General features: G+C 63.4%; 10 protein-coding genes and 1 pseudogene. 8 read left to right on the plus strand and 3 right to left on the minus strand.

What is annotated here, in order from left to right; genetic code table 11:
- Positions 1 to 2 precede the first annotated feature (2 nt).
- Positions 3 to 1,001, minus strand: a complete 999-nt coding sequence (locus Q1K49_RS04250; protein ID WP_300523174.1) for a threonine/serine dehydratase — start codon at positions 999 to 1,001, stop codon at positions 3 to 5.
- A gap of 259 nt (positions 1,002 to 1,260) precedes the next feature.
- Here Q1K49_RS04250 and Q1K49_RS04255 point away from each other — a divergent pair, with 259 nt between their 5' ends.
- From Q1K49_RS04255 to Q1K49_RS04290, 8 genes are all read left to right on the plus strand, one after another.
- Positions 1,261 to 1,836 carry a bifunctional adenosylcobinamide kinase/adenosylcobinamide-phosphate guanylyltransferase gene (locus Q1K49_RS04255; protein ID WP_300523177.1) on the plus strand — a complete coding sequence of 192 codons (576 nt, stop codon included), beginning with the start codon at positions 1,261 to 1,263 and terminating at the stop codon, positions 1,834 to 1,836.
- Positions 1,837 to 1,900: 64 nt separating this feature from the next.
- Complete coding sequence (locus Q1K49_RS04260) at positions 1,901 to 2,668, plus strand: adenosylcobinamide-GDP ribazoletransferase (RefSeq protein WP_213694039.1); 768 nt, start codon at positions 1,901 to 1,903, stop codon at positions 2,666 to 2,668.
- A 4-nt stretch (positions 2,669 to 2,672) separates the two neighbouring features.
- Positions 2,673 to 3,770: an HD-GYP domain-containing protein gene (locus Q1K49_RS04265; RefSeq protein WP_300523178.1), complete on the plus strand. Its 1,098-nt coding sequence runs from the start codon at positions 2,673 to 2,675 to the stop codon at positions 3,768 to 3,770.
- 102 nt (positions 3,771 to 3,872) lie between these two features.
- On the plus strand, positions 3,873 to 5,531 hold the full coding sequence (locus Q1K49_RS04270; protein WP_300523181.1) for a Synerg-CTERM sorting domain-containing protein: 1,659 nt from the start codon (positions 3,873 to 3,875) through the stop codon (positions 5,529 to 5,531).
- A gap of 88 nt (positions 5,532 to 5,619) precedes the next feature.
- Positions 5,620 to 7,029 (plus strand): SPFH domain-containing protein, encoded by a 1,410-nt coding sequence (locus Q1K49_RS04275; RefSeq protein ID WP_300523184.1) that lies wholly within the window; start codon positions 5,620 to 5,622, stop codon positions 7,027 to 7,029.
- A 28-nt stretch (positions 7,030 to 7,057) separates the two neighbouring features.
- The gene (locus Q1K49_RS04280) at positions 7,058 to 7,783 is read left to right on the plus strand and encodes a hypothetical protein (RefSeq protein ID WP_300523187.1); all 726 of its coding nucleotides are present in this window, start codon (positions 7,058 to 7,060) and stop codon (positions 7,781 to 7,783) included.
- Positions 7,784 to 7,916: 133 nt separating this feature from the next.
- A complete protein-coding gene (locus Q1K49_RS04285; RefSeq protein ID WP_213694044.1) occupies positions 7,917 to 8,702 on the plus strand; it encodes a hypothetical protein in 786 nt (261 codons plus the stop codon).
- Between the two features lie 69 nt (positions 8,703 to 8,771).
- Positions 8,772 to 9,542, plus strand: a complete 771-nt coding sequence (locus tag Q1K49_RS04290; protein WP_300523192.1) for a flavodoxin family protein — start codon at positions 8,772 to 8,774, stop codon at positions 9,540 to 9,542.
- A gap of 333 nt (positions 9,543 to 9,875) precedes the next feature.
- Here the strand turns inward: Q1K49_RS04290 and Q1K49_RS04295 are convergent, their stop codons facing one another.
- Both Q1K49_RS04295 and Q1K49_RS04300 read right to left on the minus strand, forming a co-directional pair.
- Positions 9,876 to 11,300 carry an amidohydrolase family protein gene (locus tag Q1K49_RS04295; protein WP_213694046.1) on the minus strand — a complete coding sequence of 475 codons (1,425 nt, stop codon included), beginning with the start codon at positions 11,298 to 11,300 and terminating at the stop codon, positions 9,876 to 9,878.
- Between the two features lie 265 nt (positions 11,301 to 11,565).
- Positions 11,566 to 11,697, minus strand: a pseudogene (locus Q1K49_RS04300) (ABC transporter ATP-binding protein); the annotation flags it as partial.

The raw sequence follows: 11,697 nt of genomic DNA on the forward strand, positions 1-11,697 counted from the left end.
CCTCATCCGTCGAGGGCCGCTCCGAGCACGGAGAGGAGAACCGCCTCGTCCACGTTTCCTCCGGAGAGGATCACCCCCACCCGGCGCCCCGTCACGTCGATCTTCCCCGCGAGCAGGGCGGCGACGCCCACCGCGCCGGAACCTTCCACCACCTGGTGGTGTTCCCGATGCAGAAAGGCCATGGCCCGGGCGATGTCCTTCTCCTCCACGGCGAGAAATCCCGTGACGCGCTTCTTCGCCAGATCGACGAGGCTTTGGGGAATGTAGCCCATGAGACCGTCCGCCAGGGAGTCCTCATAGGTCACTTCCACCACGGTTCCCCCCGGCCAGGAAGCGACCCAGGGCATGGAGGCCGTGGACTGCACGCCCCAGATCTCCACTTCGGGGCGCAGGGCTTTGGCGGCGATGGCCACGCCGTTGATCAACCCTCCGCCTCCGGCGGGCACGAGAAGCAGATCGAGATCGGGCTGATCGAGGAAAAGTTCGAGTCCCAGCGTTCCCGCTCCGGCGATGATCCAGGGATCCTCGAAGGAGGAGAGGTAGGTGAGCCCCTCCTCTCTGGCGAGACGGGCCGCCTCGGCTTCGGCGTCGTCGTAGTAGTGTCCCACCACCTTGAGAGTCACCCGGGAGCCTCCCCGGGTGAGAATGGCCTGTTTTTTCGTCTCGGGACAGACGCCGGGAACGCAGACCGTGGCTGCCACGCCCAGCTCCACCGCAGCAAGGGCCACTCCCTGGGCATGATTCCCGCTGGAGGCGGTGACCACGCCGCGGCGCCGCTCCTCCGGCGTCAGGCGCTCCATCCGATTCAGGGCTCCCCGTACCTTGAAGGAACCGCAGAGCTGCTGGTTTTCCAACTTGAGATACACCTCTCCGCCGCAAACCTGCGAGAGCGGCGCGGAACGTTCCGTGGGGGTGTGCCGGACACGTCCCTCCAGGGTTTTTCTCGCCAGAAGCACATCGGTGATCTGCGGATCGATTTCTGCGCAATCGCGCTTTTCCATGATCGGCCAACTCCTCTCCCGATTCGTCGCCGGGGAGCGCTCCTCCGGCGGGGCCTTTTCCGGCGAAAGAGACCGGATTCCGCCACCACCCCATCGTAGCAAAAAGACGGCGCTTGCGCCCTCTCTGCTCCCGGCTCTATACTTGTCTCGAATTCGGACACCTTGATGCATACAGCACAAACTCGAGAAAGCTCTGCCACGAACGACATCGGACGTCACCCTCGCAAAGAGTGGAGCAAGAGAGAGAAGGAGAAGAGACATGTCATCCCTGACCCTGTTTCTCGGCGGTATGCGGAGCGGTAAAAGCCGTCTCGCCCAGACCACGGCGGAGCGCCTCGGCGGCGGCACCGTCACGTACGTGGCCACGGCGGACGTCAAAGACGCGGAGATGGCGGCCCGCATCGCCCTGCACCGGGCCGCACGGCCCGAGACATGGCACACCCTGGAAGGTACACCGGAGAAGATCCCCGAAAAAATCCGGGGCATCCGGGGCATTCTTCTGCTTGATTGTCTTACCCTCTGGCTCTCCAGGCTTCTCCTGGCGGAACCCTCCGCCGACGGAGAGGACCTTGTCGCATGGAACGCGGCGGAAAAGCGGATCCTGGACCTCCTGGAGCACCTGCTCGACGCGCCCGCCCGGAGCGCCCACTTTCTCGTGGTGAGCAACGAGGTGGGGCACGCTCCCATTCCTCCGTACCGCCTCGGACGGCGTTTCGTCGATCTTCAGGGACGGGCGAACCAAGTCGCTGCGGCAAGGGCAGACGCGGTGGCCTTCGTGGTCGCGGGCATTCCGCAATGGCTCAAGGGAACGCCCCCGGACATGCCGGACCTATGACGATGATGCGTCCTCGTGCTGCGGACACAATGGAGCCCGGCGAAACGGAAAGGATCTTCACGCCATGATCCCCACCGCGATTCCGGCGCGCCTCTACGCCGAATTCATCTTTCTTCTGGGATTTCTCTCCCGAATTCCCATCCCTTCCCGCTTCTGGCCGCGACAGCCCGTTTCTCCCGCGTCGGCCCTCACGTTCGCGCCCCTCGTGGGAGCCCTGCTGGGAGGACTCGCCGGCGGAGGAGGCACCCTTTGCGCTCTCGGCATGCCTCCCCGGGCCGCTGCGTGGGGAGCGCTGGCGCTCTATGCCCTGCTCGGGTGGTCGCTCCACCTCGACGGCTGGACGGACCTGGCGGACGGGTGGGGGAGCGGCAAACGGGGCGAAGCGCTGCGGAAGGTCATGAAAGACAGCCGCATCGGCGGATACGGCGCGATTTTTCTGGTGGTCGCCCTTGGCCTGTGGACTTCCCTGGCGGAAGCCCTTCCTCCCGGATCGTGGCCGCTCCTGCTCGCGCTCGGGGCCTGTGCGGGGCGCTTTGCACTCCTCGGGGCGGCTTTTTTCGGCACCTACCCCTGGGAGACGGGGCTGGCCCGGGACTATGTGATTCCCTTCGGCAAGGTGGAACTCTTCCGGGGACTGCTCTGCGCCGCCCTTCTTCTTCCGCTGGGGCCGCGACAGTGGCTCGTCTCCATGACGGCGGCCTTTCTGGCCGGCTGGGGGCTGTGCCGTTTCGCCCGGCATCTCCTGGGCGGCACGAACGGGGACGTTCTCGGCGCCGCCGCCGTGGCGGGGGAGTTGGCGGCTCTCGCCGCCCTGGTCCTGGGGAGGAGCTGACCCCATGCGCCTCGTTCGGACGGAAGCACTGGAAGCGGGGATGCTCCTTGCCCTGCCCATACTCTCCTCCACGGGAGCCCTGCTGCTCCGGGAGGATCTGGCCCTGACGGAGCGGACCATCGCTCTCCTGAAAAAACAGGCGGTTCCCTTCGTGTACATCAGGGATCGGCGTTTTCCCGACGCGGCGGAGGAGCCCCTTCTTCGCCCTGAGACGTTCCGGCGTGCCCTGAAAGAGCTGCAGGATCTCTTCGTCACCGCCACGGCCGCACGGGGTGACCATCTGCCTCCGGAGCGGATGGAGCGGATCCAGAGTGTCCTTCGGGATATTCTGGAGGACGTCTTCGACCGCTCCGACCGTCTCGTCCTCCGCTTCCTCGCCCTCCGTGGACACGACGGGTACATTTTCACCCACAGTGCTCTCGTGGCCACCACGAGTCTGCTGCTCAGACAAGAGCTTTCCTTTTCCTACGCGCAGCTCTACAATCTCGGACTGGGCGCCCTGCTGCACGATCTGGGCATGGCCGCCATTCCTTCGGAGATCGTGGACAAGAAGGGGCCTCTCGACGGGGAGGAACGCTTCCTCGTGAACCTTCACCCGCAAGGAGGATGGGATCTCCTCGCGGGACATGACCTCGTCTGGCCCACCGCACGCATCGTGGCGCTGCAGCACCATGAACGGTGGGACGGAAGCGGCTATCCCGGCGGCCTCAGGGAAGAGGAAATCCATCTCTTCAGTCGCATCGTCGCCGTGGCGGACGTCTACGACGCCCTCGTCTCTCCGAGGCCTTACCGTCCCTGCCGGACTCCCTGGGAGGCCCACGCTCTCATTCTCGAAGGGAGCGGCTCGCTCTTCGATCCACGGGTGGTGAAGGCCTTTTTCCGCGTCGTGGCCCCCTATCCCGTGGGAACGTGGCTTCGGCTCTCAACGGGACACGTTGGACTCGTCACGGCCATTCCCGCCGAAGCACCACACCGCCCGAGGATGAGCCTGACGTTCCACCCCGAGATGGGAAAACTGGCATCTCCCATGGTGATGCCCCTCGCCGCATGCGAAGAGATTCGCATCACCGAGGTACTCGAAGAGGAACCGAACGCGGTATAATGGCCGAAGCACTCGTTGCCGTCTTCTTCGTTCCACGCCGGAAAGCTCCGGGCCTCCTGGAGGCCATGCCGGTTTATATCCCGTGAAAGGATGGTGTCCGTCGTGAAAAAGGCGACCACATTTTTCCGCGTCTTTCTTCTTCCTGCGTTCTGCCTCCTCGCGGCAGCCGCCGTGGGGGGAGCCTTCTCCATCTCACAACTGCCGCCCTTTCCTCTGGAGAGCAACACGGACCTCTTCGCCCTGGGAGAAGTCTTCGACGGCGGGGCCTCCCAGACGGAATCCTTTTCCGTCACCGTCGCTTCGGAGGCACCCCTCGTCGTCTTCGGAAACACCCGTTGCACCGGATCCCAGCTCGACCCGTTCCTCGTGCGCACGGTGCTTCCCAAGGGTACCCTGGCTCTTCCGGTCTCCAACGAGGATCCGACCCGCTCCCTGGATGTGACCCTCGGCGGAACGGGCATCACGGCCCGTTCCCTCTCCTTCGTCTCCGGCGATGTCCGCAAGGAGACCACGCTCACCTGGGATTTCGGCGCTCGTTCCTACGGCACCTTTCCCGCCTTTCTCGCCATCTCCTCCGACACGGTCTCTCCCGACACGGATGCGGCACGGCTTCCCTTTGTCATGACGCTCCTCCGGCGTCCCGATCTGTTTGAGGTGGGCTTCGCCGTGGGCAACGTCGAGCCCTCCCGATTCCGCACCTACACCTTCGGCCCTGCGGACCAGACTATTCCGCTTCGAGTATTGGCTGCACCCAACGACCGTCTCTGGGTTCGTCTCAGAAACTGGGGAATCAATACGGTGAACGTGGAGGGAAGCGAGCTCGTCCGGAACCGCTACCTCTTCGGTGAAGCGAGCGCCGACATTCCCCACATTTTCCCCGGATTCGGGGCACTTCTCAGGTCCTTCCGCTTCGTCGGCATGACCGTCTCACCGGACCTGCACCTCACGGGAGTCGGAGGATACCGCCTGGACGTCACCTACGACATCTCTCTCGACGTCGTCCCCTACACGCCCCTCTTCACCCCCTTGGCCATGGGCAGCGCGACGCTCCAGGCCATCAGCACGGATATTCCCCAGGGACTGGACGAGGTGGTGCTCCTCACGAACATCGGCCCGGTGACCTTCGAGGAGGTCCACCCTCTTTACGTACCCTCCGTGAGGAACGTCTTCAAGGCGTTCCAGTTCTCCATCAGCGTGGACCAGACCATCCCGCCCGGAAAATATCCCGGATTGCCCTTCCTGGTCTCCTGGGAGTTCTCCAGCGCGGATCTTCTCACCGTCTGGGATGCGGCCACCATCGCAGATTTCGAGGCCTCCATGGAGACCGTCCAGGACCAGACCACGGCCATCTTCGAAAAGATCCATCTCTTCAAACATTTCGAGGAGGGCGCGGTGAACCTCGTGAATCTGGCGGGAAATTCCTGGCGAAACTTTTTCGAGGCGGGTTACGACCCCACCACGGGGCGGTTCACCGTAACCTTCCGCCTCCTCCTCGTGGATTCTCCCGACGAAGCGGTGGTCGCTCTCGACGACGGAGGCATCGGTTATCTGATCATCTATGACGGCGCCTACGACGGCCTCCTCCTGGATCCGCTCTGCCTGGCCCTTTCAAGCGGCGGCCTGCCTCCTCCCGTTCCGACGGGAAGCGGGGACGGCGAGGGCGGCGGCTGTTCCCTGGGCTTCATTCCTGCAGGATGGGTGCTGCTCCTGATTCCTCTGGGAACCCTGACGTACAGGCGGAAGAGCATCCGAAGAAACTGAGAGCGCTTGCGAAAAACACTGCTCCGCCCCCGAATTCGGGAGCGGAAGAAGAGCCCGACGCGACGCACAGGAAAGGAGTGTCCGCCCCATGGCCATTGTGGAGGTCGTGGAATATCTCGGACCGGATCCGCACGAAGTTTTCGCGTGGAAATATGCGAATGCCGCCGATCCCTCCCGGAGCGATGAACTGGGTACATGGACCCAGCTCGTCGTCCGCGAAGCACAGGAGGCGATTCTGTTCAAGAACGGTCAGGCCCTCGACCTCTACGGTCCGGGACGTCATACGCTCAGCACGAACAACATTCCTCTGCTGAACAGGCTCATCAATCTTCCCTTCGGCGGCGAGTCCCCCTTCAAGGCCGAAGTATGGTTCATCAACAAGGTGCACTCTCTGGACGTGAAATGGGGAACCTCCGATCCCATCCAATTGCAGGATCCTTCATACCGTATCTTCATTCCCGTGCGGTCCCACGGGCAGTTCGGCGTGCGCATCGAGGACTCCCGCAAGTTTCTGGTGAAACTCGTCGGCGCCGTTCCCTCCTTCGACAAGAGCACTCTCCAGCGCTTCTTCCGCGGAGTGCTCCTCACCAAAGTGAAGGATCTGATCTCCACCTACCTGATCAAGAAGGACATCAGCATTCTCCAGGTGAACGCCTATCTCGACGAGATTTCCGAACACATGAAACAGCGCATCGGCGGAATTTTCGCCGACTACGGCATCGAAGCGGTGAACTTTTTCGTGAACTCCATCAACGTGCCGGAAGAGGATCCCGCCGTGCAGGAACTCAAGAAAGCCCTGGCGGAGCGGGCCAAGATGGAGATCATGGGGTACACCTACCAGCAGATGCGGACCTTTGACACGCTCCAGACCGCCGCAGGAAACGAAGGAAGCGGTTCGGGGCTCCTCGGGGCCGGACTCGGAGCCGGACTCGGCTTCGGACTCGGCGGCGCTTTCGGCGCCGCGGCGGGACAGATGGCAGGACAGCTCCAGACCGGAGGCGGTTCGGTCTTCTGCGCCCGCTGCCGCACGCACAACCCCCCGGGTGCCCAATTCTGCCTCACCTGCGGGGCCAACATTCTCCGCGGGGAAGAACCTCCGCGCAAGGCGCCCGAAACCCCCTCCGAGGTTCCCCTGTGCAACAAATGCGGCAATCCGCTTCCCAAGGGATCGCGCTTCTGCCCCTCCTGCGGCGACCCCTACCGCCCCTGCCCCAAATGCGGCGCGGACAACCCCGAGCGGGCCACGGCGTGCATGCAGTGCGCCGCACCGCTTCCCTTTCCCTGCACCAAGTGCGGCGAGCCCGTCACGCGGGCCATGAAGTTCTGCCCCTCCTGCGGAACCGCCGTGGACGGAGACGAGGCGAAGAGCGCGGCGACGCCGTCGAAACGCTTCTGTCCGGGATGCGGCAAGGAGGTCGCGCCGGAAACGCGCTTCTGTCCCGAGTGCGGCGCCCGGATGGCCGGCCCGTCGGACGAGTCCTCCGGAACAGCTTCGTGAGAAACTCCTCAAGGAAGGAAGACGCGCCATGAGAAAACTCACGTTCAGCCTGATCCTTCTGTTTCTCCTGGGCATCGCCGTGGCGGGAGCGACGGTGGTGACGTTTCTGCTCACCTCTCCGGAGATGCGGAACACGCATTTCTGGATCTCCTTCGGCACCCTCGCTTTCTGTACCGTTCTCTCCTTCGGCTACGGGATTCTCCAGGTGATCGCGGGGGACGAGCGGGTCGCGCCGTTGCCGTCTCTCTTCTCTCTCGGCACCATGATCTGTTTCTACGATCTCTTCGTCCTCGCCGCAGTGCTCGTCACCCGCAGCTGGACGCTCTCCGTACCGGCCTACGTGGCGCTCCACGTGGGGGGCGCCGTGCTCTTTCTCGTCCTCGGAGGCTTTCTTTCCATGGTGGTCCTCTCCACGGGCCGCAACGACGACGAAGCGCGCCGCAGCCGCCTGCGCCTTGCGGACCTCGCGACAAAAGCGGACCAGGCCGCCGAAGCCTTCTCCCGAGGCGGAGAGACCGGTTCCTTCGCCGCACGTCCCCGCGCACTTTCGGAAGCGCTCCGCTACAGCGATCCCATGAGCCATCCCTCTCTGGCGGCGGAGGAGGAGCGCCTCGCGAACCTTCTGGAGACGCTGTACCAGTCGGGTGCAGGCTCTTCCGGCGGGGGCGGCGAGCCGCAGGAAGGGGAGCGGTTGCTCTCCGAGGCGGAGCGCCTTCTCAAAGAGCGCAACGCCCGTCTTCTCCGTCTCAAGTGAGACAACGTACCGCGGCGAGACGGACCTGAATTCTCTCACCGCCCGACCGCCGCAGCGCCGGTCCGAAGAAAACATTCCCGGTCGAGCGCGTCAGCGCTCCCGCACAGAACCTTCCGAGGAGGAGAGACACGCCATGCCTTCTTCCGAGTACGCCAAACGACTTCAGGTTCCCTGGTATCTTTCCTGGCCCTTCATCATCGTGTCCATGATCTTCTGGCCCCTCGGCGTGCTGCTCCTCGTGATGCGCCTCGCCCGGGACCGTCATGCGAGCATCTCCACGGGACGCATCCTCAAAGTCGTGGGAATCGTCATCATGCTGGTCTTCGCCATCGGCGGGTACGGCTATTACCAGGAACAGCAGAACCTCTACGGAGATACGCTCGGACGCGAAGGGGAGTTCGTGGTCGGCCTGGCGATCACCTTCACGCTTCTCGGCTTCATCCTCTGGCGTTTCGGCAACAAGCTCGTCTACCGGGGGAAGATGGTGCGGGAGTATCTGGACGTGATCGTGAACAAGCGTTTCTTCGAGATCGACGAGATCGCCCGCATCGTCTCCAAGCGCCCCGACAAGGTCGCCTCGGAGGTCGGCTTTCTGATTCGCACGGGCTATCTTCCCGACGCCTATCTGAACGAGGGAGCGAAGCGCGTGGTGGTTCCCGCGGTGGAACGCCATCTCGCCATGGAGGCCGATCTGCAGCGACGAGGACAGGGCGACAGGACAGAAGAAAGCGGAACGCAGGGGAGGACACGAGACGACGCCCCTCTCATGGACCGCGGAGGCGTGCAACAACGAACGGAGCCCTCCGCGCCCCCGCCCGTTCCGCGGCTCGTCACCTGCCGGAGCTGTGGCGCCAACAACATCGTCACCCCGGGACATCCCCGGGAGTGCGAGTTCTGCGGCTCTCTCATCAGTGAGTGAACGGAGTACGGAAAGCACTTCCGCGCAAAAATTTCTTCTCCGGCGAGTAGAGAAAGGACGGATGCTCCAATGACGGACAAACCCTTTCGCATCCTTGCCCTGAACGGAAGCCCCCGGGGGCGAAAGAGCAATACCGACATCCTCCTCAAGGCTTTTCTGGAAGGCGCCGCAACGCAGGGGGCATCGTCGGAGACGCTCTACGCGACGGATCTGGAGATCCGGGACTGCCTGGGGTGCTTCGCCTGCTGGACCAAGACACCCGGTGTCTGCGTCCACAAGGACGACATGCCCCGGATCCTCGAGAAAATACTGGCGTCGGACCTGACGATCTGGGCGACACCGCTCTATCACTACGGCATGACGGCCCGCCTGAAACGCATTCTCGAGCGAACCCTTCCTCTGGCGAAACCCTGGTTTGTCCGAAAAGGGGAGCACTATACCCATCCCCCTCGCTATCCCGAGCACACGACACGGAACTTTCTTCTTTCCAACTGCGGTTTTCCCGAACGGCATCATTTCGACGCCCTGGTGCGGGAGTTCGAACTCCTCGCGAACGGCGACGACGAACATTTTCTGGGCTCGCTTCTCTGCACCACCGGAGAACTGCTCCATGTTCCGGAGATGCGAGAAACCCTTTCCTGGTACTTCGATGCCGTTCGGACCGCCGGGGCCGAGATCGTCACGTCCCTCGGCCTCTCTCCGGAGACGGCGGAGATTCTGCGTCGCCCGCTCATCTCCGTTGAATCCTTCGTCCTCATGGGAAACGCTCATTGGAACGTTCCGGGAGACACCCCTCCTTCCGCCGAGGAGGCCCTGGGCCCGGACCGAACTTGTTCCTGACAAAGGCGGTATTGCGAAACAGGAAAGAAAACACCTGAGCCGTTCCGGAGGTCCGCTGCGTTCCTCCGGAACGGCTTTGTTCTGTATCCCTTCTCTCCGAAGAGGGGACTTCCCCGCAGCCTGAACACCGCGTCGAGATCGGTGAAACACCGCTGGCGGGAGGGGGAGAGATCTGCCTCGGAAGAAAAGAAACGGGAGCAGATCGAACAGACAAGGCGAAATGTCATGGGCGTGCATCCTCCCCGTCGAGGTGAGCGAACCCGGAGATGTTGCCGGAGAGCGATGCATCTTCCTTGGGGGAAAGCGAGTCCCCCGACAAAGCGAACCGGATACCTAGAGCTTTCCCTCCTCCATGGAGCGCGCATTGGGGCCACGGAGTTCGCGGAACAGAGCGGCTCCCCTGGCGCCAAGGGGACGTGCGAGGCGAATCGCCTCGGCAACGATCCGCTTCTCGTCGAGGGTGTGGAAACGCCCCTCCTCGTAGAGCACGTTTCCGTCCACGGCCACGAGGGAGATCTCGTCTCCCCGGGCGCTGTACACCAGATTGGGAACGATGTTCCGAAGAGGATCCTCATGCACGGGAAGCATGGTGGGCTTTCTCAGGTCCAGCAGAAAGAAATCAGCCCTCTTTCCTTTTTCCAGGGAACCCACCTCCGCGCCGAGTCCCACGGCACGAGCACCCTCGACGGTGGCCATGCGCAGCACCTTCCAAGCGGGCATGACCTCCGGATCGGCGTAGCGGATCTTGTTGAAGAGAGCGGTGAGCTTCATTTCGTTCAGCATGTTGTGGCAGTTGTTCCCCGGAGCCTGGTCGCTCCCCAGGCCGACCCATCCTCCCGCGTCCTGAAACGCCTTTGCGGGAGGTACCATGCCGTCGATGATGCCGATGGAACCGGAACAGAGCGCCAGAGAGGCCCCCGTTTCCGCCACGAGGCGGGCCTCTTCCTCCGTGGCGTCCGTGAGGTGCACCGCCAGGAGATGCTCGTCCGCGAAGCCCATCTCCAAAAGCCAGGGAATCGGCCTTTTGCCGTAACGCCACAGCATCTGTTTCGTCTCCCGGTCTCCCTGGGCGAGATGGAGATGCACCTTCGTTCCACACTCCAGAGCCAGTTCCCGGACCCGCCGCAGCGATTCCAGGCTTACCGCGTCGGGCGCCTGGGGGCCGAAGAGAACCGTGATTCGTCCGTTCCCGCGGCGGTGCCATCGCTCGAAGACACCGCGGCAGCGCTCCACTCCCTCCCGTCCTTTTTCCTCATCGAAGACGTAGAGTTCCTCCGGCGCGTAGACACGATCCTCGGTCTCCCGGAAATGCACCGTCACCTGAGCTCGGAAACCCGCCTCCTCCGCCAGGGACGCCATGAAATCCGCCTCCATGCCGTATTCGCCGAAGGTTGTCGTGCCGACCCGAAGCGACTCCAGTACGGCGAGCCGCGTGCCGGCCCGGAGTGCCTCTCCGTCGAGATGCAGGGCAAAGGGAAAGAAGCCGTGCATCATCCAGTTGCCCACGTCCTGGGCCATCCCCCGGAGAAGGCAGGCGGACATGTGCATGTGTACATCGAGGAAACCCGGAAACAGCGCGTGATGCCGTCCGTCCAGAACGCGGCGGGCCGCATAGCGGGTACAAATCTCTTCTCTGGCCGCTACCTCGAGGATACGCCCTCCATCCACCGCGAGAGCTGTATCGGGCCGGTATCCCACGCCCTCCCCGGCCATGGTGAAAACGTGCGGTGCGGTGACAATACACTCAATCCGCTCCATTGCTGTTCATTCCTTTCGTCGCCTCCCGGAAAACGCTCGCCGCCCCTTCGAGTCCGTACCGTTCTCTCCGGAAAGAAGGGCCTTCGCCTCCTGGCCGGGAGCACGGTCTTCCCGAATCCGCTCTCCGGTCCGGACCACCGTTCCTCTCTAAGAACGCCCTCCCCGATTCTTCGGCGGAAGTACCACTGCGGATGCCCACCGGAAGGAGCTTCCACCGGAAACCGTCGTCATCTCCGGAGAGAAGCGTTCCGCTCTTCCGGCTCCTTCAGTGCGTTGCGGGTTTTCCACCGAGGTAGGCCGCCTCCACCTCTGGATTTGCGAGGAGTTCTTTGGACGTTCCCGAGAGAATCAGCCGTCCCGTCTGGAGCACATAGGCCCGGTGGGAGAGCAACAGTGC

Origin of the sequence: Aminiphilus sp. (assembly GCF_029975095.1) — a bacterium.
In the GTDB taxonomy this organism is placed as follows: Bacteria; Synergistota; Synergistia; order Synergistales; family Aminiphilaceae; genus Aminiphilus.